The 25,924-nt window shown below is 69.9% G+C and carries 27 protein-coding genes and 1 tRNA gene; 16 read left to right on the top strand and 12 right to left on the bottom strand.

The window, feature by feature from the left end:
* The first annotated feature begins 3 nt into the window (after nt 1-3).
* The 3 genes from zwf to pgl are packed head-to-tail and all read left to right on the top strand — an operon-like array spanning nt 4 to nt 3,265.
* Nucleotides 4-1,554 carry a glucose-6-phosphate dehydrogenase gene (gene zwf, locus ABWO84_RS05570; RefSeq protein ID WP_353113389.1) on the top strand — a complete coding sequence of 517 codons (1,551 nt, stop codon included), beginning with the start codon at nt 4-6 and terminating at the stop codon, nt 1,552-1,554.
* Nucleotides 1,551-2,486 carry a glucose-6-phosphate dehydrogenase assembly protein OpcA gene (locus ABWO84_RS05565; RefSeq protein ID WP_353113387.1) on the top strand — a complete coding sequence of 312 codons (936 nt, stop codon included), beginning with the start codon at nt 1,551-1,553 and terminating at the stop codon, nt 2,484-2,486. Before zwf ends, ABWO84_RS05565 begins: the two co-directional genes overlap by 4 nt.
* A gap of 2 nt (nt 2,487-2,488) precedes the next feature.
* Nucleotides 2,489-3,265, top strand: coding sequence for a 6-phosphogluconolactonase (gene pgl / locus ABWO84_RS05560; RefSeq protein ID WP_353113763.1), 777 nt, complete (start codon nt 2,489-2,491; stop codon nt 3,263-3,265).
* 36 nt (nt 3,266-3,301) lie between these two features.
* On the opposite strand, the gene ABWO84_RS05555 is transcribed toward pgl, so the two are convergent.
* The gene (locus ABWO84_RS05555) at nt 3,302-4,396 is read right to left on the bottom strand and encodes a DMT family transporter (protein WP_353113385.1); all 1,095 of its coding nucleotides are present in this window, start codon (nt 4,394-4,396) and stop codon (nt 3,302-3,304) included.
* Between the two features lie 53 nt (nt 4,397-4,449).
* On the opposite strand from ABWO84_RS05555, the gene def reads away from it, so the two are divergent.
* Nucleotides 4,450-5,016, top strand: a complete 567-nt coding sequence (gene def / locus ABWO84_RS05550; protein WP_353113383.1) for a peptide deformylase — start codon at nt 4,450-4,452, stop codon at nt 5,014-5,016.
* 107 nt (nt 5,017-5,123) lie between these two features.
* Nucleotides 5,124-5,645, top strand: a complete 522-nt coding sequence (locus tag ABWO84_RS05545; protein WP_353113381.1) for a septum formation family protein — start codon at nt 5,124-5,126, stop codon at nt 5,643-5,645.
* A 66-nt stretch (nt 5,646-5,711) separates the two neighbouring features.
* Here the strand turns inward: ABWO84_RS05545 and ABWO84_RS05540 are convergent, their stop codons facing one another.
* Genes ABWO84_RS05540 through ABWO84_RS05530 form a run of 3 tightly spaced genes read right to left on the bottom strand, consistent with a single transcriptional unit; the run spans nt 5,712 to nt 7,725 of the window.
* Nucleotides 5,712-6,161: a GNAT family N-acetyltransferase gene (locus ABWO84_RS05540; protein WP_353113379.1), complete on the bottom strand. Its 450-nt coding sequence runs from the start codon at nt 6,159-6,161 to the stop codon at nt 5,712-5,714.
* 50 nt (nt 6,162-6,211) lie between these two features.
* Nucleotides 6,212-6,934 carry a dipeptidase PepE gene (gene pepE / locus ABWO84_RS05535; protein ID WP_353113377.1) on the bottom strand — a complete coding sequence of 241 codons (723 nt, stop codon included), beginning with the start codon at nt 6,932-6,934 and terminating at the stop codon, nt 6,212-6,214.
* A complete protein-coding gene (locus tag ABWO84_RS05530) occupies nt 6,931-7,725 on the bottom strand; it encodes an IclR family transcriptional regulator (RefSeq protein ID WP_353113375.1) in 795 nt (264 codons plus the stop codon). Before ABWO84_RS05530 ends, pepE begins: the two co-directional genes overlap by 4 nt.
* Nucleotides 7,726-7,873: 148 nt before the next feature.
* Between ABWO84_RS05530 and ABWO84_RS05525 the strand changes: the two genes are divergently transcribed.
* From ABWO84_RS05525 to ABWO84_RS05480, 10 genes are all read left to right on the top strand, one after another.
* The gene (locus tag ABWO84_RS05525) at nt 7,874-8,881 is read left to right on the top strand and encodes an ABC transporter permease (protein WP_353113373.1); all 1,008 of its coding nucleotides are present in this window, start codon (nt 7,874-7,876) and stop codon (nt 8,879-8,881) included.
* Nucleotides 8,874-9,773: an ABC transporter permease gene (locus tag ABWO84_RS05520; RefSeq protein ID WP_353113371.1), complete on the top strand. Its 900-nt coding sequence runs from the start codon at nt 8,874-8,876 to the stop codon at nt 9,771-9,773. Before ABWO84_RS05525 ends, ABWO84_RS05520 begins: the two co-directional genes overlap by 8 nt.
* Nucleotides 9,774-9,850: 77 nt before the next feature.
* Entirely contained in the window at nt 9,851-11,425 is a 1,575-nt protein-coding gene (locus tag ABWO84_RS05515; RefSeq protein ID WP_353113369.1) for an ABC transporter substrate-binding protein, read from the top strand.
* Between the two features lie 48 nt (nt 11,426-11,473).
* Nucleotides 11,474-12,748 (top strand): M20 family metallopeptidase, encoded by a 1,275-nt coding sequence (locus tag ABWO84_RS05510; RefSeq protein ID WP_353113367.1) that lies wholly within the window; start codon nt 11,474-11,476, stop codon nt 12,746-12,748.
* Between the two features lie 31 nt (nt 12,749-12,779).
* The gene (locus tag ABWO84_RS05505; protein WP_353113365.1) at nt 12,780-13,727 is read left to right on the top strand and encodes a DUF1177 domain-containing protein; all 948 of its coding nucleotides are present in this window, start codon (nt 12,780-12,782) and stop codon (nt 13,725-13,727) included.
* A 5-nt stretch (nt 13,728-13,732) separates the two neighbouring features.
* Nucleotides 13,733-14,572: an ABC transporter ATP-binding protein gene (locus ABWO84_RS05500; RefSeq protein WP_353113363.1), complete on the top strand. Its 840-nt coding sequence runs from the start codon at nt 13,733-13,735 to the stop codon at nt 14,570-14,572.
* On the top strand, nt 14,569-15,429 hold the full coding sequence (locus ABWO84_RS05495; RefSeq protein WP_353113361.1) for an ABC transporter ATP-binding protein: 861 nt from the start codon (nt 14,569-14,571) through the stop codon (nt 15,427-15,429). Before ABWO84_RS05500 ends, ABWO84_RS05495 begins: the two co-directional genes overlap by 4 nt.
* Nucleotides 15,426-16,097 (top strand): AroM family protein, encoded by a 672-nt coding sequence (locus ABWO84_RS05490; RefSeq protein ID WP_353113359.1) that lies wholly within the window; start codon nt 15,426-15,428, stop codon nt 16,095-16,097. The genes ABWO84_RS05495 and ABWO84_RS05490 overlap by 4 nt, the downstream gene beginning before the upstream one ends.
* A 47-nt stretch (nt 16,098-16,144) precedes the next feature.
* The gene (locus ABWO84_RS05485) at nt 16,145-17,218 is read left to right on the top strand and encodes a variant leucine-rich repeat-containing protein (protein WP_353113357.1); all 1,074 of its coding nucleotides are present in this window, start codon (nt 16,145-16,147) and stop codon (nt 17,216-17,218) included.
* A 3-nt stretch (nt 17,219-17,221) separates the two neighbouring features.
* Nucleotides 17,222-17,728, top strand: coding sequence for an SRPBCC family protein (locus ABWO84_RS05480; RefSeq protein WP_353113355.1), 507 nt, complete (start codon nt 17,222-17,224; stop codon nt 17,726-17,728).
* Between the two features lie 16 nt (nt 17,729-17,744).
* Here the strand turns inward: ABWO84_RS05480 and ABWO84_RS05475 are convergent.
* The 5 genes from ABWO84_RS05475 to dusB all read right to left on the bottom strand — a co-directional run bounded on the left by ABWO84_RS05475 (nt 17,745) and on the right by dusB (nt 23,096).
* Nucleotides 17,745-17,820: transfer RNA gene (locus ABWO84_RS05475), tRNA-Asn, on the bottom strand.
* A gap of 85 nt (nt 17,821-17,905) precedes the next feature.
* Nucleotides 17,906-18,673: an ATP-binding cassette domain-containing protein gene (locus tag ABWO84_RS05470; RefSeq protein WP_353113353.1), complete on the bottom strand. Its 768-nt coding sequence runs from the start codon at nt 18,671-18,673 to the stop codon at nt 17,906-17,908.
* 34 nt (nt 18,674-18,707) lie between these two features.
* Entirely contained in the window at nt 18,708-20,561 is a 1,854-nt protein-coding gene (gene dnaG / locus ABWO84_RS05465) for a DNA primase (protein ID WP_353113351.1), read from the bottom strand.
* Nucleotides 20,561-21,949, bottom strand: coding sequence for a deoxyguanosinetriphosphate triphosphohydrolase (locus ABWO84_RS05460; protein WP_353113349.1), 1,389 nt, complete (start codon nt 21,947-21,949; stop codon nt 20,561-20,563). Before ABWO84_RS05460 ends, dnaG begins: the two co-directional genes overlap by 1 nt.
* Nucleotides 21,942-23,096 (bottom strand): tRNA dihydrouridine synthase DusB, encoded by a 1,155-nt coding sequence (gene dusB, locus ABWO84_RS05455; protein WP_353113347.1) that lies wholly within the window; start codon nt 23,094-23,096, stop codon nt 21,942-21,944. Before dusB ends, ABWO84_RS05460 begins: the two co-directional genes overlap by 8 nt.
* 60 nt (nt 23,097-23,156) lie before the next feature.
* Between dusB and ABWO84_RS05450 the strand changes: the two genes are divergently transcribed.
* Nucleotides 23,157-23,651, top strand: a complete 495-nt coding sequence (locus tag ABWO84_RS05450; protein ID WP_353113345.1) for a glutathione peroxidase — start codon at nt 23,157-23,159, stop codon at nt 23,649-23,651.
* Here the strand turns inward: ABWO84_RS05450 and ABWO84_RS05445 are convergent.
* Genes ABWO84_RS05445 through recO form a run of 3 tightly spaced genes read right to left on the bottom strand, consistent with a single transcriptional unit; the run spans nt 23,648 to nt 25,902 of the window.
* Nucleotides 23,648-24,328 carry a DsbA family oxidoreductase gene (locus ABWO84_RS05445; RefSeq protein WP_353113343.1) on the bottom strand — a complete coding sequence of 227 codons (681 nt, stop codon included), beginning with the start codon at nt 24,326-24,328 and terminating at the stop codon, nt 23,648-23,650. The two genes, ABWO84_RS05450 and ABWO84_RS05445, sit on opposite strands and share 4 nt — an antisense overlap.
* A gap of 30 nt (nt 24,329-24,358) precedes the next feature.
* Nucleotides 24,359-25,165: an isoprenyl transferase gene (locus ABWO84_RS05440; RefSeq protein ID WP_353113341.1), complete on the bottom strand. Its 807-nt coding sequence runs from the start codon at nt 25,163-25,165 to the stop codon at nt 24,359-24,361.
* Nucleotides 25,162-25,902: a DNA repair protein RecO gene (recO, locus tag ABWO84_RS05435; protein ID WP_353113339.1), complete on the bottom strand. Its 741-nt coding sequence runs from the start codon at nt 25,900-25,902 to the stop codon at nt 25,162-25,164. The genes ABWO84_RS05440 and recO overlap by 4 nt, the downstream gene beginning before the upstream one ends.
* Nucleotides 25,903-25,924: the final 22 nt, after the last annotated feature.

The following is a 25,924-nucleotide window of genomic DNA, read 5'->3' as shown; positions in this document are numbered from 1 at the left end:
CCGATGACCGTCCCCATCTCGAACGGGCACAACCCGCTGCGCGACCCCGATGATCGCCGCCTGAACCGGATCGCCGGGCCCAGCGCCCTGGTGATCTTCGGCGTCACCGGCGACCTGTCCCGCAAGAAGCTGATGCCCGCCGTCTACGATCTCGCCAACCGCGGACTGCTCCCGCCCGGCTTCGCACTGGTGGGATTCGCCCGCCGCGACTGGGAGGACCAGGACTTCGCACAGGTCGTCTACGACGCCGTCAAGCAGCACGCGCGCACGCCGTTCCGTGAGGAGACCTGGCAGCAGCTCCTGCAGGGCATCCGGTTCGTCCAGGGCACCTTCGACGATCCCGAGTCGTTCCGCCGGCTGCGCGAGACCGTCGAGAAGCTCGACGTCGAACGCGGCACGATGGGCAACCACGCCTTCTACCTGTCGATCCCGCCGAAGGACTTCCCGATGGTGGCGACCCAGCTGAAGGACTCCGGTCTGGTCGGCGAGACGGGCGACGACGACGCCTGCTGGCGGCGCGTCGTGATCGAGAAGCCGTTCGGAGACGACCTCGAGTCGGCCCGTGCCCTCAACCGCGCCCTCGAGGTGGCGTTCCCCGCCGATGCGATCTTCCGGATCGACCACTACCTCGGCAAGGAGACGGTGCAGAACATCCTCGCGCTGCGCTTCGCCAACGAGCTGTACGAGCCGATCTGGAACCGCAACTACGTCGACCACGTGCAGATCACGATGGCCGAGGACATCGGCGTGGGCGGCCGCGCCGGCTACTACGACGGCATCGGCGCCGCGCGCGACGTGATCCAGAACCACCTCCTCCAGCTGCTCGCGCTCACGGCGATGGAGGAGCCGATCAGCCATTCGGCCGAGCACCTGCGCGCCGAGAAGGAGAAGGTGCTCGAAGCGGTCCGTCTGCCGGACGACCTCTCGCTCGCGACCGCCCGCGGGCAGTACGCCGGCGGCTGGCAGGGCGGCGAGAAGGTGAACGGCTTCCTCGAAGAGGACGGCATGGCACCGAACTCGACGACCGAGACCTACGCGGCCCTCAAGCTCGAGATCGCGACCCGGCGCTGGGCGGGCGTGCCCTTCTACCTGCGCACCGGCAAGCGGCTCGGCCGTCGCGTGACGGAGATCGCCGTCGTCTTCAAGCGGGCTCCGCAGCATCTCTTCGGCCGCAGCAACGCCTCGGAACTGGGCCAGAACGCGCTGGTGATCCGAGTGCAGCCCGACGAAGGCGTGACGATCCGCTTCGGATCGAAGGTGCCGGGCACCGGTACGAACGTCCGCGACGTCACGATGGACTTCGGCTACGGGCACGCCTTCACCGAGGCGAGCCCCGAAGCCTACGAGCGCCTCATCCTCGACGTGCTGCTCGGCGACCCGCCGCTGTTCCCGCGGCATGAGGAGGTCGAGCTCTCCTGGAAGATCCTCGACCCGATCGAGCAGTTCTGGGCCGCGCAGCGCGGTCCTGTCGAGCAGTACGCACCCGGCTCGTGGGGTCCGGCATCCGCCGACGCCCTGCTCGCCCGCGACGGACGAGTCTGGAGGCGCCCGTGATCATCGACCTTCCCGACACGACGGTCAGTCAGGTCGCCAAGCAGCTGGTGCGGGTGCGCGAGGAGGGCGGCGCGGTCGCCCTCGGCCGCGTGCTCACCCTCGTGATCGCCGCGCGCAACGGCGTGGCCGAAGCGGCGATCGACGCCGCGAACGACGCCTCCCGTGAGCATCCGATGCGGGTCATCGTGCTGACCACCGGAGAAGGGCCGTCGAAGCTCGACGCGCAGATCCGGGTCGGCGGAGACGCCGGCGCGAGCGAGGTCGTCGTCCTGCGCGCCTACGGTGCGGCGGCGAGCAACGAGGAGAGCCTCATCACGGGCCTGCTCCTGCCCGACGCGCCTGTGGTCGCCTGGTGGCCCGAGGAGGCCCCGACCGACGCGGCCGCCTCGCCGCTCGGACGGATCGCCCAGCGTCGCATCACCGACGCCGCGACGTCGCCCGACGTGCGCGACCGGCTCGCGCTGCTGGGGAAGACCCATGCACCGGGCGACACGGATCTCGCGTGGACGCGGCTCACCCACTGGCGCGAACAGCTCGCCGCGGTGCTCGACCAGCCGCCGTTCGAAACGGTGATCGGCGCCGAGGTGCATGGTTCCGCCGCATCCCCGTCGACCGCGCTCCTCGCCGCCTGGCTCCAGATGGCGCTCGACGTGCCGGTGCGCTGGTCCTACGAGGACCCGGAGGAGTGGCAGGAGGGCATCAAGTCGGTGCGTCTGCACCGCTCCGGCGGGGACATTCTGCTGGAGCGCCCGTCCGCGGGTGTGGCGGTCCTCACCCAGCCCGGCCAGCCCGATCACGAGCTCCATCTCCCCCGGCGCACGCTCCGCGAGTGCCTGGCCGAGGAGCTCCGCCGCCTCGACGCGGACGTGCTGTACGGTCGAGTCATCACCGAGGGCTGGGAGCGGCTGGGGCCGCCTGAGACGGGGGCATGACGATGGACGCGACGCGGACGATCAAGACGGTGGTGGTCGAGCCCACCCCGGCGGCATTGGCCGAGCGCGTCGCCGATCGCTTCCTCACCCGTGTCCGCGCCCGCACGCGTGACGGCCGCACCGCCCATGTCTGCCTGACCGGCGGGTCGATGGGCGGCGCGGTGCTGTCCGCGGTGGCCGCGCACCCCCGTGCAGCGAAGATCGACTGGTCGCTCGTGCACTTCTGGTGGGGCGACGAGCGCTTCGTCGAGAAGGACGATGCCGACCGCAATTCCCTCCAGTCGCGCCGGGCCCTCCTCGATCGCATCCCGGTTCCCGCCGAGAACGTGCACGAGGTCGCGACCCCCGCTGAGATGTCCCTCGACGAGGCGGCGGAGGCCTATGCGGCGGAGCTCGCCCGGTACGGCACCGACGAGCGTCCATGGCCGTCGTTCGCGGTGTGCTTCCTCGGCGTGGGGCCCGACGGCCACATCGCCTCGCTCTTCCCCGATCGTCCCGAGGTGACGGTGACGGACGCGGCGGTGCTGCCCGTGCGCGACTCCCCCAAGCCTCCGCCCGAGCGCGTCACGCTGACCCGTCCGGTGATCAACGCCTCGAAGCGCGTGTGGCTGGTCCTCACCGGCGCGGACAAGGCCTCCGCGCTCGGTCTCGCCCTCGCCGGAGCGAGCTATGCGAGCGTTCCTGCGGCCGGGGCGAAAGGACGTCGCCGGACCGTGTTCTTCGTCGACGAGGCCGCAGCAGCCGAGGTCTCCCCCGAGCTCATCGACCGCGACTACTGAACACGCAGCGGGCGGCGGCGTCCGAGGGGCCCGGCGTCAGGAGCGCTGATCCGGCGCGTCGTTCCCGCCGTTCGCCGACCCGTCCTGCCACGGAAGCGGGCCCGGGCTCTGCCGGGTCTCCGGGGCGGCCGGCGTCTGGGGCGGCTCCGTGGACGGGACGGTGCCGCTGCTCCCGCGTTCGATCCCGAGCTCCTGGCTCTCGCTGACGATCTGCGGGTGGTACCGGGCGAGCCCGAAGACGCCCCACACCGCCACGGCGCCCGCGATGAAGAAGAGGACCATGGCTCCGAGCGGCGCCGCCGATGCCTCCCGCAGGACGAGCGCGCCGATCAGGACCGCGACGATGGGGTCGACGACCGTCAGACCGGCGACGACCAGGTCGGGCGGGCCGGAGCTGTACGCGGTCTGGACGAAGTAGGCGCCGACGCCACCCGCGGCCAGCAGGGCGATCACGCAGACGACGGTCAGCCAGTCGAAGTCGCCGACCTGGATCCGCTTGATGATCGCCTTCGCGAGGGTCGCCACGAAGCCGTAGAGGATTCCGGCCCCGATCACGTAGAACAGTGCACGCATCCGGCGCCTCAGGATGAGCCAGAAGGCGCCGAGCACGATGATCACGAGCAGCAGGATCGTGAGGATCGTGAAGAGCTCCGTGTCGGAGATGTCGCTCTCGGTCGCATACAGGGCGGCGACGGCGACGAAGAGGAAGATCCCGCCCATGCAGGCGACGATCGACGTGATCGACTTCTTCGTGGGCGCGTGCCCGGACAGGCGGGCGTTGAGCAGCGTGGTGACCACGAGGGCCACGGCGCCGAGGGGCTGCACCACGATCAGCGGAGCGCGGGACATCGCCGCCAGCTGGCAGACGATCGCCAGGCCCAGCATGAGCGTGCCCAGCAGCCACGAGGGCCGGGTCAGCAGTCCCTTGATCTGCGCGCCGCTGAGGCCGCTCGCCCCTTCCTGCCCGGTGATGCGCTCGACCTTCTCGACGCCGCGGTGCTGGTACTGCGCTCCCAGGGACATGAAGACGGCGCCCGCGAGAGCGAGGGGGATGCCGAGCAGCAGGCCCGGATCCTGGAACACGCCGACCAGCTGGTCGCCGACGTTCTCCCCGATCCCCACTGCATTCACCCTCTGAGACTACCGGGACTCCGATGCCGAACCCCGCACAGTAGGGTTGTGGCGTGGCAGTTCTCCCCATCCGTATCGTCGGCGATCCCGTCCTGCACTCCCCCGCGAGCCTCGTCGAGGAGATCGACGACGAGATCCGTGCCCTCGTCGCGGACATGTTCGAGACCATGGACGCCGCACCCGGTGTGGGGCTCGCTGCGCCTCAGGTCGGGGTCCCGCTGCGCATCTACACGTACTCGCACTTCGACGACGACGAGCAGCCGTGGCGCGGCGTGATCATCAACCCCGTGCTGTGGATGATCCCCCTCGAGCCCGGCGAGCCCGATGAGGACCTCGAGTCCGAGGGATGCCTCTCCTTCCCGGGCGAGCGGTTCCCGCTGCGCCGCTCCGAGCGCGTGCTGGTCACCGGGGTGGACCTCGACGGCGCCGCTGTGCGCATCGAGGTCGATGGATGGCGCGCGCGCATCATGCAGCACGAGTTCGATCACCTCGACGGCATCGTCTACATCGACCGGCTGTCGGACGGCGACTGGAAGACGGTGCAGAAGATCACCCGCAAGCGCGGTTGGGGCCGTCCGGGACAGAGCTGGCTGCCCGGCGTCGACGATCTCGAGGCCTGATACCAGTCCGGCGACTTAAGTGTCAACGTTGCATCCCTGAGCTCTGGCCAGTAGTTTGCCCGAGGCGGTTGTCGCCGCCATAGCAAACTCTGAGGGGACACACAATCATGCGTACTCGGACTCGCAAGAGCCTGGCACTCGTCGGCGCCGCGGCTGCGCTCAGCATCGCTCTGAGCGGATGCAGCGCGATCGACGGCCTCTTGAACGGCAAGGGCCAGGACGCGGACCGCGACAAGTCCGGCAATGTCAAGGAGGATGCCGAGATCGGCATCTTCAACCTGAAGGTCGGCGACTGCGTGCTCGCCGACGCCAACCAGAACGGCGAGATGTCGAGCGCCAACGTCACGCCCTGCGACAAGCCGCACGACCAGGAGGTGTACTTCGAGTTCGACATGACCGGAGACACCTACCCGGCTGACGACGCCTTCCAGGAGGCCGCCGCCGCGCAGTGCATCCCCGCGTTCGAGAAGTTCGTCGGCCACCCGTTCGACGGCTCCGCGCTGGACATCCGCACCATGACCCCGACGCCGGACACCTGGAACAAGATGAACGACCGCAAGGTGCAGTGCATCATCGTGGACCTCAACGGCGCCAAGCTCGAGGGGTCCATGAAGGGCAAGGCCATCTGAGCCGCCGCTCCTCCTCGGAGAGGGCCGCATCGTCTCCGGGCGGTGCGGCCCTCTCCTGTTCGAGGCTCAGTCGGCGCAGCGCGGCACGAACCGCAGGACGTTGGTCTCCCGCCGGGCGAACCCGACCGACTCGTAGAGTCGCAGCGCGGACTCGCGGGACGGCCGCGAGGTGAGGTCGAGGGTGCGCAGGCCGCGTTCCTCGGCGAGCTCCGTCATCCGCTGCAGGAGGAGCCGAGCGATGCCCTTGCCCCGGGCGTCCTCGTGCACGACGACGTCCTCGACGTGCCCGCGGAGCCCCGAGGGGATCGGGTAGGTGACGAGCGTCGCCATTCCCACGGGGCGGCCCCCGTCGCGCACCACCAGGAGCTCCGTGGCGTCGTGCGCGACGATCCCGTCGATGAGCGCACGATCGAACCGGGCGGATGCCGACAGCTGCCCAAGCAGTGCCGCGATGGCCTCGGCGTCCTCATCCGTCACCGCGGTGAGGAGCTCGACGCGGAGTTCTGCGGTGTCCATGCGGACAACCTAGCCGACGACGGCGTGAGCGCCCGGCACCCCGCGGCGGATCAGTCCGCGCCGATGACCAGTTCCGTGATGTCCCCGGCGATCTCCCGTGGCTCGCTCCCCCGGGCGAAGAGCAGCGCCGGCCCCCGGGCGGCGTCCACCGCCTGCCCGCCGATGGAGAGCCTGCCGCCGGCTCCGCGGATCCAGGCGCCCTCGCGGAGGGCGACCACCGGGGTCGTGTTCTCCTCGAGGTACTCGGTCAGCCGGAGGGCCCGCGTCTCCCCGGCATGCGTGGAGGCGGGATCGGCGTCGAGAAAGTGGCAGTTGATCTGGAACGGGACGAGTCCGAGAGCGCCGAAGGCCCCGGGGAAGACGATCGGCATGTCGTTGGTCGTCCGGATGCTGGGCGCCGCGAGGTTGGTGCCCGCGCTCGCGCTGAGATAGGGGCGGCCCCCGGCCGCGTGCTCCCGCAGCGCCGTGTCGAGACCCAGGCCGAGGACGCGGTCGAGCAGCCGGAAGGTGTTCCCTCCCCCGACGAACACCGCCGCCGCCTCCGCCACCGTCTGCACGGGCGACGCGCCCTCGTGCACGCCGCGCACGGCGATCCCCTGCGCGGCGAAGGCGTCGCGCACCTTGGCCGTGTAAGCATCGTGGTCGGCCAGCGCGTAGGGGACGAAGACGATCTCCTCGATCCCCGCTAGCACCGGCAGCACGGCGTCCCAGGCGTGGTCGAGGTAACCCCGTCCGACGTTCGTGGAGTTGGAGAGCAGCAGCAGGTCGTTCATGCGGGGGTCTTTCGCTGAGGGGCGTGGGCGGACAGGAGGGATCCGATCTGCTGCGCGGTCTGCAGCACGGCGTCGAGATGGTCATGGATGTCGCCGAGCTGTTCGCGCTTGTGCTCGCCGATGCTGACCGAACCGATCGGGCGCCCGGCGACGAAGACCGGAGCGGCGAGGGCTCGGGTGTTCTGGTCGTACTCCCCTCCGGAGTACGCCCAGCCGACATCGGCGACGCGCTGCATCTCGGCCTCGATCTCGGCCGCATCCAGTGCGGTGAGGTCGCTGAACTTCGCCAGGGGGCGGTGGTACATCAGCTGCTGTCGCTGCCCCGCGGACAGGAACGCGAAGTACGCACGCGAGGTCGCCCCGGCGTGCGCCGGGTAGAGCTCCCCGACCAGCGGGTGATCCCGCATCGGGCTCGTCCCCCCGTCGACCGCCGCGACGCACCGCACGTAGGAACCGTCCGCGAGCGCGAAGACCGCGGTACGCGACGAGGCGTCGGCGAGGTCGGCGAGCAGCGGCTCGACGAGCGCGGCCATACCGCCCCGACGCTCCCAGGTCGAGGCGATGCGCCACAGCGCCGGGCCCAGACGATAGCGACGCGTCATGGCGTCGGCGTGCAGGAACCCGCGTCCCGCGAGCGTGCTGAGCAGTCGCTGAGCCGCGGACTTGTCCAGGCCGAACTCCTTGGCCAGGTCGGTGACGCCCCAGTCGGTGCGGCGCTCGGTGAACGACAGCAGGATGCTCAGCGCCCTGTCGACGGTCTGCAACGGTGCGCGTCCGCCTTCATCGGTCATGTGTGATCCCCTCCAGCGGTCAGCCTAGGGCCCGGATGATCAGCCGTGCACCTTCTTCTCACATAATGAGAAGCAGTTGCATTCGAGTCGACCCTCCCCCGATAGTGGTCGAATCCCACCCGATGACGTCCTGAGGACAAGGAGAGCAGTGCGCACCGTACTCCGCCGAGTGCTGGCGATGATCCCCACGTTGCTGGGCGTCGTCGTCTGCATCTTCGTGATCACCCGCGTGCTGCCGGGAGATCCGGCCCGCACGCTCGCAGGAGAGAACGCGGCCGACTCTGTCGTCGCGAAGCTCCGCGAGCAGATGGGGCTGGACCAGCCGATCTGGACACAGTTCTGGGACTACCTCACCGGTCTCCTCCACGGCGACCTCGGCTACGCCTGGCACACCGGGCGGCCGGTGGCCGAGGACTTCGCGACCCGGTTCCCCGCCACCGTCGAGCTCGGCATCGCCGCCCTGCTCATCGGGATCATCGTCGGCGTGCCCCTCGGCATCCTCGGCGCCACGCAGCGCGGGCGCTTCGCCGACCATGCGACTCGCGTGATCTCGCTGCTCGGCGCATCGATGCCCCTGTTCTGGCTCGGGCTCATCGTCATCTCGGTGTTCTACGGTGCCCTCGGCTGGGCACCGGCGCCGGTCGGGAGGATCTCCGACTCGCTGAACCCGCCCACGCACATCACCGGACTGTACGTGATCGACAGCATCCTGACCGGCGACACCGCAGCGCTGCAGAGCTCCCTCGCGCATCTCATCTGGCCGGCGATGGTTCTCTCCGTCGGCGCCGTCGCCATCATCTCCCGGATGACCCGCTCGTCGATGCTCGAGGTGCTCGGGCAGGACTACATCCGCACGGCCGCCGCGAAGGGCATGGGCCCGGTCCGCATCATCGGCGGGCATGCGCTGAAGAACGCCGCCCCCTCGATCGTCACCATCGTCGGTCTCGAGCTCGGGCAGCTCCTCGGCGGCGCCGTCATCACCGAGACGATCTTCAGCTGGCCGGGGATCGGCGGCTACGTCGTCGAGTCCATCAACGCGACCGACTACGCGCCCGTGCAGGCGATGACCCTGGTCGCGGCGATCATCTACCTGGTGGTGAACCTGCTCGTGGACCTGTCGCAGGGGATCTTCGACCCGAAGGTGCGCAATGTCTGAAACAACAACGCTCACGATCGCGCAGCAGAAGGCGCAGCCCCGCCGCAGCAGGACGACCGCGCTGACCCTGCTGCTGCGCAACCCCTCGGCGATGGTCGGCGCCGGCATCATCCTGTTCTGGACGGTCGGCGGCCTCCTCACCCTCTTCTGGACGCCCTATCCGCCGAATATGACCGACGCAGGCCCGCTGTTGGCGCCGCCGTCGGCGGAGCATCTGTTCGGCACGGACAACTACGGACGCGACCTCCTCTCCCGCGTACTCGCGGGCGCCCGGGTGTCTCTCTGGACCGGAGTGATCGCGATCGCCGTGTCGCTCGTCATCGGCGTGCCGCTGGGGGCGATCGCCGGCTACTTCCGCGGCGCCGTCGGCATGGTGATCATGCGGGTGATGGACATGCTGCTCGCCTTCCCGTCGCTCCTCCTTGCGATGGCCCTCGCGGTCGCCCTCGGCCCGGGACTCGCCAGCGCCATGATCGCGGTCGGGATCGTCGGCATCCCCGAGTTCGCCCGCATCATGTACGGCCAGACCGTCTCGCTGCGCGAACGGGAGTTCGTCGAGTCCTCTCGGGCCATCGGTCTCCGCGACGCGGTCATCCTGTTCCGCCACATCCTGCCGAACGGGCTCGTCCCGATCATCGTCCGCTGTGCGCTCGGGATGGGCTACGCGATCCTCACCGCCGCCGCACTGAGCTTCATCGGGCTCGGCGCACAGCCGCCCCTCGCCGAGTGGGGCGTCATGATCTCCGACGCTCGCGGCTACATCATCTCCGGCGAGTGGTGGATGACCTTCTTCCCCGGCATCGCCATCGCCTCGTCGATCCTCGGCTTCAACCTGCTCGGCGACGGGCTCCGCGACGTGCTCGATCCGCGTCTGAGGACATCCGCCCGATGACGCCCGGGGCCCACAAGACCCCTTCTGTCGCAGCCCGAAACACACGTGACCCGAAACACCACCAAGAAAGGCCATCCATGCGCACGCAGAGAATGATCTCCGCCGCCGCGATCGCCCTCGTCGTCGTCCTGTCGACCGCGGGATGCGTCGCGAACTCGAACGCGGACAAGGGCGGAGGCGGCGCCGATCAGACGCTGACCATCGCCTACTCCGAGGGCGGCAAGACCCTCGACCCCGCGGAGGCGAACGACGGCACGAGCGACACGCTCGTCGTCGCCGCCTACGACCAGCTCGTCACCTACGGCACCAAGGAGGTCGACGGCAAGCGGGTCTCCGACACCGCCACGATCTCCCCCATGCTGGCGAAGGAGTGGAAGGTCGACGACACCGACACCGTCTACACCTTCACCCTGCGCGACGACGTGAAGTTCCAGTCGGGCAAGAAGCTCGTCGCCGACGACGTGGTGCGCTCCTTCGCGCACATCAAGGCGTCCGCGTCGGCCAGTTTCCTCTACGACATGGCCGGGATCTCCAAGGTCGAGGCGTCCGACGAGCACACCGTCGTGGTGACCCTCACCGGCCCCAACCACCTGTTCCTGCAGATCCTGCCGATGTACTCGTTCTCGATCCTCGACATGGACCTGGTGGAGAAGAACGGCGGCGCCGGCTGGCTCTCGACCAAGACCGCGGGCACCGGCCCGTACGTCATCGACAGCTGGGACCCGGCGAGCTCGGCGAAGCTCAGCGTCAACAAGGACTACTGGGGCGACAAGCCGTCCCTCACCACGGTGAACCTGAAGTTCATCGGCGACGCGTCCAACCGCCTGCAGCTGCTCAAGAAGGGCTCCGTCGACGCGGCGCTCGAGATCGCGCCGAAGGATCTGCAGGGCCTCGAGGGCGACGGGATCGTCGTCGACTCGCGTCCCAGCAACAAGATCCTGTTCTTCGCGATGAACAACAAGATCGCCCCGTTCGACAACCCGAAGGTGCGCCAGGCGATCACCTACGCGATCCCCTACGACAAGCTCATCAAGGACGTGATGAAGGGGCAGGCGAGCCCGATGCGCTCCTCCGTCGCCAGCTCGACCCCGGGGTACACCGACAAGGGCAATGAGGCGAAGTACGACCTCGACAAGGCCAAGTCGCTGCTCGCCGAGGCCGGCTACCCGAACGGCTTCACGTTCGACTTCACCCTCGGCTCAGGCTTCTCCGACTGGAACGACGATGCCGTGCTGATCCAGGCCGAGCTGGCGAAGATCGGCGTGACGATGAACATCACCAACATGGCGCGGGCACAGTTCCTCGAGGCGCTGGCCGGCAAGCAGGTGCAGTCCTACATCAGCCGCTGGACCTCGTTCGTCAACGACCCGGGCTATCACCTCGGCCTGCTGATGACCTCGGACGGCACGAGCAACTACATGAACTACTCGAACCCGCGGGTGGACGAGCTGTGGAAGCAGGCGGCCACCGAGCCGAGCGTCGACGTCCGCAACGAGAAGTACGGCGAGATGCAGCAGCTCATCAACGAGGACTCCCCCTGGGCGTATCTCTACGAGTACAACATCGCGGTCGCGCACGGCAAGGGCCTGGACGGCTACACGTCGTACCCCGACGGCCTGATCCGGTTCTTCCAGCTGAGCAAGTCGAAGTGACCCGGCGCACGCGCCCCTGACCACGGACGAGAGAGAAGAGAGATCATCATGCAGAACGAGTGGGAGACCAGGATCCTCGAGGCCGTCGAGGCGTCCCGCGAGGAGCTCCTCGAGCTCGCGGGGCTGCTCATCCGCACCCCGAGCGAGAACCCTCCCGGCGACTGCACCGAGATCGCCGACGTCATCGCCGCGCACCTTCGCGGTGCCGGCGTCGACGCGGAACTCTTCGACGCGGGTCAGGGGCGTGTGAGCGTCGTCGCCCATCACGGGGAGAAGGAGGACGGCCAGCGGCACCTCGTCTTCGCCGGACACCACGACGTGGTCCCGGTCGGCGACGTCGACCGCTGGTCCTTCCCTCCCTTCGCCGGCGATGTCGTCGACGGTTGGCTGCGCGGACGCGGAGCCAGCGACATGAAGGCGGGGCTCGCGGGCCTCATCCACGTCTTCATCCTGTTCGACCGTCTGGGGCTCCCCCTGGCCGGGAAGCTGTCCCTCGCCGCCGTGCCCGACGAGGAGACCGGCGGCCGCCTCGGCGCCGACTGGCTGCTCGACCAGGGCGTCCTCGACGGTGCGACCGGCGGCATCATCGCCGAGCCCGCCGAGCGCGACCACCCCACGATCGGGCAGAAGGGCAGCAACTGGTTCCGTCTCACCATCAAGGGCAGGCCCGGGCACGGCAGCCTTCAGCCGGTGCACGGCACGAGCGCGAACCTGCTCGGAGCGCGAGCGATCCTCGCCCTCCAGAAGCTCTGGGACATGACCCCGAACGCACCGGAGGAGGTGCGCCAGCTCATCGCCGACTCCACGCGCTTCGCCGTGCAGCGCGAGGGCTATGCGCCGGAGGTCGCCGAGGTCTTCGAGCACGTCACGATCAACGTCGGGACCATCACCGGAGGGACCTCGACCAACGTCGTGGCCGACACGTGCGTGATCGAGTTCGACACCCGTGTGCCGATCGGCCTGTCCCGCGCAGAGGTCCTCGACCGCGTCAAGGAGATCCTCGCCGAAGAGGGCATCGACGCCGAGATCGAGCCGCTCGGGTTCATGAGCGAGCCGAACTGGACCGTCCCCACCGACCCGATCGTCGAGACCCTGGTCGGGGCGCTCCGCGAGCTCTCCGACCCCGAGGCGCAGGGCGTGCTGCAGTGGGCGTCCTCCGACGCCCGCACCTTCCGCAGCCATGGCATCCCCGTGCTGCAGTACGGCCCCGCCGATCTGCAGACCATCCACAGCTTCGATGAGCGGGCGCTCGCCGACGACGTCGTCCTCGCCGCCAAGGTCTACGCGCTCAGCGCCATCCGCTACCTCGGGCTCGCCTCCTGAGTCCCGTCGCACCGAGAAGAGAGAGAAACACATGCTGAACCAGGTACTCGACGTCGTCGACCTGCTCGACTCCCCGCAGACCTCGGGCGAGTCGCTGGCCGGCTACCTCCGGGAGCAGGGCGCCGAAGGGGTCGAGATCCACGTCGAGACGATCGTCGGCGACGAGGGCAAGTCGACCGACTTCGTCCGCGTCGCGGTCCCGGGATCCGCGGGCAAGCGCTCCGGCGGCGCCGCTCCGACTCTCGGGATCATCGGCCGGCTCGGCGGCGCCGGGGCCCGCCCCGAGCGCATCGGCTTCGTCTCCGACGGCGACGGCGCTGCGGCGGCGCTCTCCGCCGCGGCCAAGCTGCTGCAGATGAAGGCCCGCGGTGACGACCTCCCCGGCGATGTCATCATCACCACGCACGTCACCGGATGGGCCCCGACCGAACCGCACGATCCGGTGCCGTTCATGGGCTCCCCCGTCGACATGGGCACGATGAACGAGCACGAGGTGGACGAGGAGATGGACGCCATCGTCTCGATCGACACCACCAAGGGGAACCGCACGATCAACCACCGCGGCATCGCGATCTCGCCGACGGTGAAGGAGGGGTACATCCTCCGGCCCAGCGAGGATCTCGTCGGCATCGCCGAGACCGTCACGGGTGTGTCGGCCGTCGTCTTCCCGCTCGCCACGCAGGACATCACGCCCTACGGCAACGACCTGCACCACCTCAACTCGATCCTGCAGCCCGCCGTGGCCACCACGGCACCGGTCGTCGGCGTCGCCATCACCACCGCCGTGCCGGTGGCCGGATGCGCGACCGGGGCGAGCCACGAGGTGGACATCGAGCTGGCGGCGCGCTTCGCCGTCGAGACCGCGAAGTACTACGGCGCCGGGCAGGTGGCCTTCCACGACGAGGAGCAGTTCGCCCATCTCGTCGACCTCTACGGCACCGCCCACCACCTGCAGACCCTCGGACGCAAGGCAGGCTGACCACCATGACGGCTCTTCTCCGTGTCGAGGACCTCACCGTGCAGGTCCGTTCGCAGCGCGGCACCAGCACTCCGGTCGACGGCATCAGCTTCGACATCGAGCGCGGCGAGACGCTCGGCGTCGTCGGCGAGTCCGGCTCGGGGAAGAGCCTCACGGCCATGTCGATCATCCAGCTGCTGCCCACCAGAGCGGTGCGGATGACCGGCGGCCGGATCCTCTTCGACGGGGAGGACATGGCCGGCTTCGGCGCCGCCCGGATGCGCCAGGTGCGCGGGCGGCGGATCGGCACGATCTTCCAGGAGCCGATGACCGCTCTCAACCCCGCGTTCACGATCGGCTTCCAGATCGCCGAGCCGTTGCGTCGGCATCTGAGGCTCAATCGCTCGCAGGCAGCGGCCCGCGTCGTCGAGCTGCTGGAGATGGTGGGGATCCACCGCGCGGCGCAGGTCGCAGGCTCCTATCCCCATCAGCTGTCCGGCGGGATGCGACAGCGCGCGATGATCGCGATGGCGATGTCGTGCGAGCCGGATCTCCTCATCGCCGACGAGCCGACCACGGCGCTCGACGTCACCACCCAGTCGCAGATCCTCGACCTCATGCTCGACCTGCAGGAGAGCCACGGGACCGCGATCCTCCTGGTGACCCACGACCTGGGGGTCGTCGCGCAGACCTGCCGCCGCGTCGTGGTGATGCGACACGGCGAGATCGTCGAGAAGTCCGACGTCGACACGCTGTTCCGCTCTCCCGAGCATCCGTACACCCGTGGCCTGCTGGAGTCGATGCCGTCGCGCAACGCCGGCAAGGACCGCCTCCCCACCGTCACCGAGAAGGCAGGACAGGCATGAGCACGCTGCTGAGCGTCAGGGGCCTCGTGAAGGAGTACCGCCAGCACGGCTCCCGCCGCGGCGATGCGCCGTTCCGGGCGGTCGACGAGGTGGACTTCGATCTCGAGGAGGGGACGACCCTCGCGATCGTCGGCGAGTCCGGCTCCGGGAAGTCCACGACGGGGCGCTGCGCTCTCCGGCTGATCGAGCCGACCGCGGGCAGCGTCGTCTACGACGGGACCGAGCTGGTCGGCCTCGGCGCCGAGGAGATGCGCCGCCGACGTTCCGAGATGCAGATCGTCTTCCAGGACACCTACGCCTCGCTCGATCCCCGCTGGACGGTCGGCCGTCTGCTCGCGGAGCCGCTCGAGCTGCATGAGAGGGCAGGGCGCCGCGAGGTGCGCAGCCGCGTCGGCGAGATGCTCGAGACGGTCGGGCTCGACCCGGCGCACGCCGAACGCTATCCGCACGAGTTCTCCGGCGGGCAGCGGCAGCGCATCGGCATCGCCCGCGCGCTGATGCTCAAGCCGCGCCTGGTGGTCTGCGATGAGCCGGTCTCGGCCCTCGACGTGTCGGTGCAGGCGCAGGTGCTCAACCTGATGAAGGACCTGCAGGAGGAGTTCGGGCTGAGCTATCTCTTCATCTCGCACGACATCGCCGTGGTGGAGTTCATGGCCGACGACGTGATCGTGATGAACCATGGCCGGGTCGTGGAGTCGGGGCACTGCGCCGAGGTGCTCGCCGATCCGCAGGATCCCTACACGCGCGCTCTGCTCGCCGCGGTGCCCGAGCCAGATCCGGCCGCTGCACGGGACCGCGTTGCGCGCCGGGCGGTCATCGAGGCGGGGCTCGATGCGGCGAAGGAGACGGCGCGATGATCCTCGGCTGCGTGACCATCGGCCAGTCGCCGCGCGTCGACGTCGTCCCCGACATCGAGCCGCTGCTGACGGGAGTCGACATCATCGAGCGCGGCGCCCTGGATGATCTGGGCGTCGAGGAGATCGCCGCACTCGCGCCGGCGCCCGGGCACCCCGCCCTCGTGTCGCGCCTCCGGGACGGCGGGTCGGCGGTCCTGGACGAGGAGCGCATGGTCCCGCTCGTGCAGGACGCGGTGGATGCGGCGGTCGCCGACGGCGCCGACGCGGTGCTCGTGCTGTGCACAGGGCACCTGCCCTCGCTGCAGGCCCCGGTGCCCGTCTACACGGCGGAGAGGCTGGCCCGCGGCGCGGCCTCCATCTTGGTCGGAGACGACGCGCTCGGCGTGCTCGCCCCCACCCCGCGGCAGGTGGACGACATCGCCGCACGCTGGAGGGACGACCTCGGACGACACGTCGACGTCGTCGCCGTCGATCCGTACACCGCCACCGACGGGGAGTTCACCGCCGCCGGTCGGACGCTCGGCGAGAGGTCCTGTCGCTGGATCTTCCTCGACTGCATCGGCTATTCGGAGCGGATGGCCGCTCTCATCCGGGAGGCGTCCGGGGCGAGAGTGCTGACCGCCCGCGGTCTCGCCGCGCGGATGGCCGCCGCCGCGACCGGCGCCTGACCGCGTGCCGCGCCCGCGAAGCGCCTCGCCCGCATAGGATCGTCGGTATGTCGGGGGTCTGGGATGATGAAGAGCGCAGAGTCGCAGGAGACCCTCGTACCCCGCCGCAACAGCTGGCGGACATCGCCGCACGCCGAGCCGATCTCCATCCGTTGATCGCCGCCAACCCCGCAGCATACCCCGCCCTGCGCGAGTGGATCGCCCGCGCCGGCGGGGCGGGCGCGCAGGGTCCGCAGGCCTATCCGGTCACTCCCCTGCCCCCTCCGCGTCGCCGAGGGGTCGGCTGGTGGTTCGCGGGGTGCGGATGCCTCGCCGTCGTCGGCGTGTTCGTCGCGCTCGCTGTCGTCGGAGGCGCCCTTCTCTCCCCCGGTGATGTCGACGCCCACGGCACGGATCCGACGAGCGGGTCGTCCAGCGACACGCTCGCGGCCTTCGCTGCGGAACGACAGAAGTACTATGCCCTCGCCGCGGAACTCGACGGGAATCCGGTCGCCTCGCTCGTCACGGAGGTCCGGGGCTTCCAGATCCTCGAGCAGCGGGCGGAGAGTCCCCGGCTCACCGAGGCCATCGCCGCAGACCTCGCACAAGAGGCGCGGGAACGGCGGGAACGGCTGCAGCAGCGGATCGACGAGGCCGAGACGCGTCGCGGCAACGCATCGGGATCGATCACGGAGGGCCTCGTCGATGCCGCGGGCCGAGGTTTCATCGACATCCGCTGGGATGCCGACACCGCCTGCGCCGTCTCCGACCGACCGGGAAGGACGACCACCGGCTGCGTGTCCGAGGACCCCGTCGCCGTCCATGTCCTCCCGGAGAGCCAGCTCTTCGGCGACTGGGGCGCCCGGATGGTGGTGCTCCACGAGCTCACCCATCTGTACCAGCGGGCCGACTCGGACGCCCACGCGATCCAGGAGTCCAGCGAGGCGATGAAGCTCGTGGAGAAGGGGCTGTTCCAGGGGAGCAGCGAGAAGATGGCGGACTGCTATGCCCTCACCTATCTCAACGGATGGACGCTCTCGAACGAGCTCGGAACGGTCGGGTACGGCTACGTGTGCAACGCCGAGGAGCGTCAGGCCATCCGCCGATGGGCCGCGGAGATCCACGCGCCGATGCCGGGCTGAGCCATGCCCGTCGTCCAGGCCGAGGTCGTCGTGCCGGTCTCCCCCGCCGTCGCCTACGCGGTGTCGCAGACGACCGGCGACGTCCGGCGCCGATGGGATGTGTTCATCCGCGCACAGCACTTCCTCGACGATGCCACGCTCCCGGCGAAGGGCGTGCGCACGGCCACGCGGCAGCGCTTCGGGCTGTCGATGACCACCCGCTACGTCTCCTACGCCCCGCCCACCAACGTCGGCATGGTGATGGAGACCGGCCCCTGGTTCTTCCGCTCCCTCGGCGCCGGCTGGCGGTTCGAAGAGGTGCCGGGAGGAACGCGGGCGGTGTGGAAGTACAGCTTCCGCTGCCGCCCCGCCTGGCTGGCGCCGATCGCGGAGCGCATCGGGGTCGTCGTCCTGGGCAGGGAGATCCGGCGCCGCATCGCGGGCTTCGCGCGGGGCTGCGAGGATCCCGTCGTCCTCGCCGCAGCGGACGCGATCCGGGGCGGAAAAGGGAAAGGCCCCGATCCCACCTGAAGGATCGGGGCCCCATTGGCTCCCCGGCTTGGACTCGAACCAAGAACCTGCCGGTTAACAGCCGGCTGCTCTGCCAATTGAGCTACCGAGGAATGCGCCCGCTGCGCGGGCAACTCATCCAGCTTAGCAAACTCCGCGGGCTTCCAAGAACACGAGGCCGCCCCGGCGCGCCGTGCCTCAGCGCCGCGAATCGGCCTCGGCGTTCGGCGCCCAGAGCAGGTCGTTGCCTACTCCCCGGGCCACCACGTGCCCACCGCGGAGCATCAGGGTCGCCGCGTTCAGCTCACGGATGAAGGCCATGTCGTTCGTCACCAGCAGCGCGGCCATGCCCTGCTGCTCGCGTCGACGGGTGATCGCGTCGAAGACCACGGGACGCGTCTCGGGGTCGAGGTTGGCGAGCGGCTCGTCGGCGATGAGCACCTTCGGCTCCATGACGAGCGCCCGGGCGATCGCGACGCGCTGACGCATCCCCGCGCTGAGCTCGTAGGGGAACCGTCCCAGCGTTCCGAGCGGGAGGTGCAGCTCGTCGAGCAGCGTCGCGACCCTCACCTCGAGCGCCCGGGCGTTCACCTTGCGGGAACGCGACGTGATCGGCTCGCCGATGACCTCCGCCGCTGTGAGACGCGGCGGGAGGTTCCCGCCGACACCCTGGGGCACGAATCCGGTCAGCGCCCCGAGCATCCTCTTCTTCCGGCCGCCGCGGCGGACGTCGATCCCGCACACCTCGGCGCGTCCGCCCGCGATCCGCACGGAGGCGTCATCGACCCCGGAGAGCGCGGCCACGAGGGTGGACTTTCCCGACCCGGTCGGCCCGGCGACGCAGAGGAGCTCTCCCGGGGCGAGGGTGAAGGTCACGCCGTCGACCGCGCGGGCCACACCGCCGTGCCCGAGCCGGTCGATGACCACATCGGAGCACTCGATCGCAGCGGAGGAATGACGAGACATGACCCCATCCTGCCCTGAGTGCCTCGGAGAGGGCTCACGACTCGGCGAAGCGGAGCCGTTCGATGTCGAGGTCGCGCAACCGCATCCTCAGTGCGCGTCCGCCGTCGGAGTCGGCCGGGACCCGCTGGACCGCGCCGAGCAGCTCGTTCTTCTCGCGGTCGATGCTGCGCAGGATGAGACGGCGACACAGGTCCGTAGCCGAAGCGACGGCCCCCTCGTCGTCACGCGCGGGGAACGGGCTCATCAGGAGCTCCCCGGCGAGACCGCGGTAGGGCTCGCGCACGGCGTCGGCGGCCTCCGTCGCCCACCCGACCCTGCTGCGGTCCTCGATCGACGCGACCGCCTCTCGCACCGCCTCGAGGCCGGGGTGGCGGAACTGCTCGGCCAGCGCGCGGCCCAGCAGGGCGGCGTCGACCCGGTGTCCGTACTGCAGCACGCCCATCAGCGCGTCGCGCTCGAGCATCACATCGGCCGTGCGGGGCAGGTCCGCGATCCGCACCCGGGTCGCCGGGGCGTCCCCGCCGGCGTCCGGCGTCGGGACGGGCTCGGGGCGCGATGACGCGGCTCCGCCCCGGGACGCCCGACGCACTTCGGCGTGCACGGCCGTCGGGTCCATGCCGAGTCGGCGGGCCAGCACCCGCTCGTATCCCGGTCGCAGCAGCTCGTCGCGGATCTCGGCGACGATCGGCGCCGCCGCCCGCAGCGCGCCGACCTGCCCCTCCACCGTGGAGAGGTCGAAGCCGGCGAGCTTGCGATCGATCGCGAACTCGAACATCGGGACCTTCATGTCGATGAGGCCGCGGACCGCCGCGTCACCGCGCTGAAGTCGCAGGTCGCAGGGATCGAGGCCATCGGGCGCGACGGCGACGAAGGTCTGCGCCGTGAAACGAGAGTCCTCGCTGAACGCCCGCAGCGCCGCCTTCTGCCCGGCCTCATCGCCATCGAAGGTGAAGACCACCTCTCCCGAGGCGGACACATCGCCCATCACACGGCGCAGCACCTTGATGTGCTCGGTGCCGAACGCCGTGCCGCACGTCGCGATCGCCGTCGTCACCCCGGCGAGATGGCACGCCATCACGTCGGTGTACCCCTCGACGACGACCACGCGGCGAGGATCCCCGCGGGCGATGTCTCGCTTCGCGAGATCGAGGCCGTAGAGCACCTGCGCCTTCTTGTAGATCGGCGTCTCGGGGGTGTTGAGGTACTTCGGCCCCTGATCGTCGTCGAAGAGCTTCCGGGCTCCGAAGCCGATCGTCTGGCCCGTCACATCGCGGATCGGCCACACCACGCGCCCGCGGAAGCGGTCGTACACGCCACGCTGCCCTGTGGACACCAGCCCGGCGGCACTCAGCTCGTCGCGCGTGAAGCCCTGCGCGGTGAGGGCCTTGAGCATCCCGTCCCAGCCGCGCGGTGCGAACCCGACGCCGAAATGCGCCGCCGCCCCGGCGTCGAAGCCCCGCTGGCCCAGGAACGCCCGGGCGGCCTCGGCATCGGGTGTGAGCAGCTGCGAGCGAAAGAACTCCCCCGCCGCGGTGTTCGCCGCGTACAGCCGGCTCCGCCCGCTGGTCTCCGGCGCCGCACCGCCGTCCTCGTAGTGCAGCGAGTAGCCGATCCTGCCCGCGAGACGCTCGACGGCCTCGGTGAAGCTGACGTGGTCCATCTCACGCAGGAAGGAGTACACGTCACCCGAGGCGCCGCAGCCGAAGCAGTGGTAGAAGCCCACCTGCGGCCGCACGTGGAAGCTCGGGCTCTTCTCGTCGTGGAACGGGCAGAGCCCCTTGAGGGATCCCACGCCCGCCGACTTGAGCGCCACGCGCTCCCCGACGATGTCGGCGATGTTCGTGCGCGACTTCACCTCGTCGATGTCGGCCTGCAGGATCCTCGGCATCAGTGCGCCCCTTCGGAAGCCATCCGGTGGGAGCCGTGCGGGCGGCCGGGGCGCGCGTGCCGCGGGCTCCAGATGCCCACCTCGGCGGGGTCGATGTCCCCGACCAGCCGGTTGTGCCAGTCGACGGCGGTCTGATCCGTGAGGCTGGCGATCTGGTCGACCACCACGCGGGCGCGCTCGGCATCGGACCCGGCCGCGAGGAAGTCCGCGGCGAACGCGGGCTCGAGCACGTCCGCGCCGGCGGTCCACAGGGTGTCCGTCGACCAGAGCGCATCGGCGAGACGCTTGAGCACCCGTCGCTGCTCCTTGTATACGCCACGGCGGGCGTCGATCGTGACGATCGCCTGGCCCATGATGCCCTTGAGCACCGCGATCTCGGCCTCGACGACGCGGGGGACGACCACATGGGCGTTGTAGCGCGCCAGCAGGGGACCGCCGTAGGACTCTCGCGTCGCGGCGACGGCGGCACGCGCGAATCGGCCGATCAGGTCGCTCGTGAGATTCTTCAACCGCGCGAGATCGCGGCGTGAGCGGTCGAAGGACTTCAGCCACATCGGCTGGCAGGTCAGCCGGTAGAGGGCGTCGGCGAGGTCCTCACGCGTGAAGTCGTACCCCACCCACTGCTGGATCCTCCCGACCAGCGCGTGGTGCTCCACGGGATCCGAGAGCTGGGCGACGTCGAGGTAGCCGTTGACGATCGCGTCCTCGAAGTCGTGCACCGAATACGCGATGTCGTCGGAGAGGTCCATGATCTCGGCCTCGATGCACCGCAGACGCCCAGGCGCCCCGTCCCTCATCCAGCGGAACACGGCCTCGTCCTCGGGATAGACGCCGAACTTCAGGCGTCCACCCGGGTCGGGCATCGGACTGTCCACCGTCCACGGGTACTTGCAGGTCGCGTCGAGGCTCGCCCGCGTGAGGTTGAGCCCGACCGAATGGTCGTCGTCGTCGAGCACCTTCGCCTCGAGGCGGGTGAGGATGCGCAGCGACTGGGCGTTGCCCTCGAAGCCGCCGATGTCCTCCGACCACTCGTTGAGCGCGCGCTCGCCGTTGTGGCCGAAGGGCGGATGCCCGAGGTCATGGCTGAGACATGCGGTGTCGACGACGTCGGCAGACACTCCCAGCGCGATCGCGAGCTCCCGTCCGACCTGCGCCACCTCGAGCGAATGCGTCAGGCGGTTGCGGGCGAAGTCGGCGGTGCTGGCCGGGCTGAGGACCTGCGTCTTCGCCGCGAGCCGCCGCAGCGCGGCGGAATGGAGCACGCGTGCCCGGTCGCGGGCGAAGTCGTCGCGCTCGGAACGATGGGTCTCGGAGAAGAACCGTGCGGCGTCGTGCTCGCCGTAACCGTCGCCGCGCGGGGCGGACGTGCCGTTCGAAGGATCAACCACCGCTGTTCTCGACCTCCGCGCCGCGCATCATCTCGCCGGTGTCCACGCCGATGTCCCTCGAGTCCAGCCATCCCTCCGGCAGCGCGGTGCGCTTGGCGGATCCCGCCCGCCCGCGCTGTCCTTCGGCGGCGGCGCCCGGGTAGGGCGCGTCGTCGAGCGTGCCGAGGAGATCGTCGATCTGCTGCAGCGACTCCACCCTCGCGAGCGCCGCGCGCAGGTCGCCGCCCACGGGGTACCCCTTGAAGTACCAGGCGACGTGCTTGCGGATGTCCTTGCATCCGCGGTCCTCGTCCTCGAAGAACTCCACGAGCAGCTCGGCATGGCGCCGGAAGGCCTGCGCGACGAACTGCAGGGTCGCGTCGACGTGCACGCCCTCGCCCGGGCCCAGCGCATCGGCCAGTTCACCGAACAGCCACGGGCGCCCCAGGCACCCCCGGCCGACCACCACGCCGTCGCATCCGGTCTCCGTCATCATCCGCGAGGCGTCGTCGGCCGACCAGATGTCGCCGTTGCCGAGCACCGGGATGCTGGTGACCGCCTGCTTCAGTTCGCCGATGGCGCTCCAGTCGGCGTGTCCGGAGTAGTACTCGGAGGCGGTGCGGGCGTGCAGCGCGACGGCGGCGGCCCCGGCGTCCTCCGCGGCACGTCCCGCGTCGAGGAAAGTGAGATGGTCGCGGTCGATGCCCTTGCGCATCTTGACCGTCAGGGGCACGTCCCCGGCCGCCTTCACGGCGCGATCGACGATGTCCGCGAAGAGGCTGGTCTTCCAGGGCAGCGCGGCACCGCCGCCCTTCCGCGTGACCTTGGGCACGGGGCAGCCGAAGTTGAGGTCGATGTGGTCGGCGTGATCCTCGGCGACGATGATGCGTACGGCCTCGGCGATGGTCGCCGGGTCGACGCCGTAGAGCTGGATCGATCGCGGCGTCTCGCTCTCGTGGTGCTGGATGAGGCGCATGGTGATCGCGTTGCGCTCGACCAGCGCGCGGGACGTGATCATCTCGCTGACGTACAGTCCGGCGCCGTATTCGCGACAGAGCCGACGGAACGCGGTGTTGGTGATTCCGGCCATGGGCGCGAGCACGACGGGGACGTCGAGTTCGATGGGGCCGATGCGCAGAGCGTGCGCGGGAGCGGGGGCGATGGTCATATCCCTTCCATTCTCCCAGACGACGGCGCCTGCAGGCCAAAGCGCACGTAGGCTGGGGATATGCCAGAGACGCCGCTCCGCCAGATCCCGTTCGCCGACGCCCAGGGCGCCGAGAAGACGCTGGACGACTACGGCGCGGACGTGGTCCTCGTGGTGAACGTCGCCTCGAAATGCGGGCTCACGCCCCAGTACGAGCAGCTCGAGCAGTTGCAGCGGGAGTACGAGAGCCGAGGCTTCACCGTGCTGGGCTTCCCGTGCAACCAGTTCCTCGGCCAGGAGCCGGGATCGATGGAGCAGATCCTCGACTTCTGCTCCACCACCTACGGCATCACCTTCCCGGTGAACGACAAGGTGAAGGTCAACGGGCGCCACGCGACCGAGCTCTACAAGGCGCTCAAGCAGACGCCCGACGGAGGCGGCAAGGCGGGACGCGTGGAGTGGAACTTCGAGAAGTTCCTCGTGACGCCGGACGGCTCGGTGCGCCGGTTCCGCCCCAAGCAGCGCCCGGATGACCCCGAGATCGTCGCGGCGATCGAGAGCGCCCTGACCCGCTAGCCCGCGGGCTCGGCCGCCGCCTTGCGCTCCGCCCAGACGTCGCGGATGACGTTCTCGAACGCCTCGGCGGGCTGGGCGCCGCTCACACCGTACTTCCCGTCGATGACGAAGAACGGCACCGCGTTGATGCCGTAGGCCTGCGCCTGCGCCTGGTCCGCGCGGACGGCGGCGAGGTACTCGGAGCCCTCGAGCGCCGATCGCGCCTCCTCACCGTCGAGGCCGACCTCCTCGGCGAGGGCCACGAGGTCGTCGATCCGTCCCACGTGCCGCCCCTCGGTGAAGTACGCCGACATCAGGCGCTCCTCCATCTCGTGCTGGCGGCCCTTGGCCTTCGCGAAGTGGAGCAGCTCGTGGGCCTTGACGGTGTTCGTGTGCTGCAGGAGATCGAACCGGTACTCGAGGCCGGATCCCGCGGCGACGCCGGTCACGTGCGACAGCATCTGCTCCACCTGGTCGCGCGGCATGCCCTTGTGCCCGGCGAGGAAGTCCGCCTCGTCGCCCTCGAAGTCCACCGGCGTGTCGGGAGCGAGCTCGAAGGAGTGGAAGGTCACCGATACCTGCGGGGCGTCCTCGTCGCCCGCGGTGGCCTGGAGCCCCGTCTCGAGGTTGCGCTTGCCGATGTAGCACCAGGGGCAGGCGATGTCGGACCAGATGTCGATGGAGATGGGTTCGCTCACGGAATCATTCAACAGCATCGACACCACGCCCTATTCCCCGGCGTCGTCCGGGGCGTCGACCGCCCCGCCGAACCGACGGTCGCGGGACAGATAGACCTGGATCGCCCGCCACAGCTCCTCACGCGAGAAGTCGGGCCACAACGTGTCGAGGAACACCATCTCGGCGTATGCGGACTGCCAGAGCAGGAAGTTCGACGTGCGCTGCTCGCCCGAGCTCCGCAGGAAGAGATCGACGTCGGGCATGTCCGGGACGTAGAGATGGCGACGGATCGCCTTCTCGGTGATCGCCCCCGGGCGCAGCCGTCCGGCGGCGACCTCGGTCGCGAGGGAGCGCATCGCGTCGACGAGCTCGACCCTCCCGCCGTAGTTGACGCACATCGTGAGCGTGAGCACGTCGTTGTCCCGGGTCAGCTGCTCGGCGTGCTGCAGCTCCTTGATCACCGATCCCCACAGACGCGGCTTCCGCCCGGCCCAGCGCACCCGCACGCCCCACTCGTTGAGCTGGTCGCGACGGCGATGCAGCACGTCGCGGTTGTACCCCATGAGGAAGCGGACCTCCTCGGGCGAGCGCGCCCAGTTCTCCGTCGAGAAGGCGTAGACGGAGAGGTGCTTCACGCCCACCTGGATCGCCCCGGCCACGACGTCGAGCAGCACCTCCTCCCCCGCCTTGTGCCCTTCGATGCGGCTGAGCCCGCGCCGGTTCGCCCAGCGTCCGTTGCCGTCCATCACGATCGCCACGTGGTTCGGCACCGCGGGTAACGCCGGCGGGTGGACACCGGTCCAGTCGAGCGGGCGGTACGGGACCGCGTCCCTGTGCGTATACGGCTTCGGGGTCACCGTGCTCCCTCCGAGGACGAGTCGATGTGCGCGAGCGAGCGGATGCCGCGCTCGAGATGCCATTGGGCGTAGGCCGCGATCGTGCCGGATGCGGCGGCGAGGTCGCCGGGGGCCGCGGCGTCGACCGCATCCCAGTCGCCCGCGATCAGCGAACGGAGCAGGGCGAGCGTGGTCGGCGCGATGCGAGGGCTCCCGGCCGGTGCGCAGTCGCCGCAGACGAGCCCGCCGAGCTGCGCGACGAACGAGGTGTGCGGTCCGGGCGCCCCGCACCGCGCGCAGTCGTCGAGGGAGGGAGCCCAGCCGGAGAGCGCCATCACGCGGAGCAGATAGGAGTCGAGGATGCTGCGCGGCGCGTGCTCCCCCCGCGAGAGGGCGCGGAGCCCGCCGACGAGCAGGAGGTACTGTTCCGGCGTGGCCTCTGCTTCGTTGAGGCGGTCGGCGGTCTCCACCATCGCGCTGGCAGCCGTGAACCGGTCGTAGTGCGCCGCGATGTCCGCGCCGTAGGCGCCGAGCGAGTCGGCCTGCTGCACGATGTCGAGCGAACGCCCCTGGTAGAGCTGCACGTCGGCGACCATGAAGGGCTCGAGCCGGGCACCGAACTTCGACGAGGTGCGCCGCACTCCCTTCGCCACCGCCCGGATCTTGCCGTGCCGGCGCGAGAGCAGGGTGACGATGCGATCGGCCTCGCCCAGCTTGTGGGTGCGCAGGATCACCGCTTCGTCTCGGTAGGTGGGCATTCCACGATTATCGCGCGCCCCG

It is taken from the genome of Microbacterium sp. (genome assembly GCF_040394595.1).
In the GTDB taxonomy this organism is placed as follows: domain Bacteria; phylum Actinomycetota; class Actinomycetes; order Actinomycetales; family Microbacteriaceae; genus Microbacterium.
This window is presented reverse-complemented; position numbering and strand designations above follow the sequence as displayed.

Coding starts and splice junctions, on each gene's coding strand:
- zwf (WP_353113389.1), top strand. CDS start 4: ATGACCGTCCCCATCTCGAACGGGCACAACCCGCTGCGCGACCCCGAT.
- pgl (WP_353113763.1), top strand. CDS start 2,489: ATGGACGCGACGCGGACGATCAAGACGGTGGTGGTCGAGCCCACCCCG.
- ABWO84_RS05545 (WP_353113381.1), top strand. CDS start 5,124: ATGCGTACTCGGACTCGCAAGAGCCTGGCACTCGTCGGCGCCGCGGCT.
- ABWO84_RS05540 (WP_353113379.1), bottom strand. CDS start 6,161: ATGGACACCGCAGAACTCCGCGTCGAGCTCCTCACCGCGGTGACGGAT.
- pepE (WP_353113377.1), bottom strand. CDS start 6,934: ATGAACGACCTGCTGCTGCTCTCCAACTCCACGAACGTCGGACGGGGT.
- ABWO84_RS05530 (WP_353113375.1), bottom strand. CDS start 7,725: ATGACCGATGAAGGCGGACGCGCACCGTTGCAGACCGTCGACAGGGCG.
- ABWO84_RS05520 (WP_353113371.1), top strand. CDS start 8,874: ATGTCTGAAACAACAACGCTCACGATCGCGCAGCAGAAGGCGCAGCCC.
- ABWO84_RS05515 (WP_353113369.1), top strand. CDS start 9,851: ATGCGCACGCAGAGAATGATCTCCGCCGCCGCGATCGCCCTCGTCGTC.
- ABWO84_RS05510 (WP_353113367.1), top strand. CDS start 11,474: ATGCAGAACGAGTGGGAGACCAGGATCCTCGAGGCCGTCGAGGCGTCC.
- ABWO84_RS05505 (WP_353113365.1), top strand. CDS start 12,780: ATGCTGAACCAGGTACTCGACGTCGTCGACCTGCTCGACTCCCCGCAG.
- ABWO84_RS05500 (WP_353113363.1), top strand. CDS start 13,733: ATGACGGCTCTTCTCCGTGTCGAGGACCTCACCGTGCAGGTCCGTTCG.
- ABWO84_RS05495 (WP_353113361.1), top strand. CDS start 14,569: ATGAGCACGCTGCTGAGCGTCAGGGGCCTCGTGAAGGAGTACCGCCAG.
- ABWO84_RS05490 (WP_353113359.1), top strand. CDS start 15,426: ATGATCCTCGGCTGCGTGACCATCGGCCAGTCGCCGCGCGTCGACGTC.
- ABWO84_RS05485 (WP_353113357.1), top strand. CDS start 16,145: ATGTCGGGGGTCTGGGATGATGAAGAGCGCAGAGTCGCAGGAGACCCT.
- ABWO84_RS05480 (WP_353113355.1), top strand. CDS start 17,222: ATGCCCGTCGTCCAGGCCGAGGTCGTCGTGCCGGTCTCCCCCGCCGTC.
- ABWO84_RS05470 (WP_353113353.1), bottom strand. CDS start 18,673: ATGTCTCGTCATTCCTCCGCTGCGATCGAGTGCTCCGATGTGGTCATC.
- dnaG (WP_353113351.1), bottom strand. CDS start 20,561: ATGCCGAGGATCCTGCAGGCCGACATCGACGAGGTGAAGTCGCGCACG.
- dusB (WP_353113347.1), bottom strand. CDS start 23,096: ATGACCATCGCCCCCGCTCCCGCGCACGCTCTGCGCATCGGCCCCATC.
- ABWO84_RS05450 (WP_353113345.1), top strand. CDS start 23,157: ATGCCAGAGACGCCGCTCCGCCAGATCCCGTTCGCCGACGCCCAGGGC.
- recO (WP_353113339.1), bottom strand. CDS start 25,902: ATGCCCACCTACCGAGACGAAGCGGTGATCCTGCGCACCCACAAGCTG.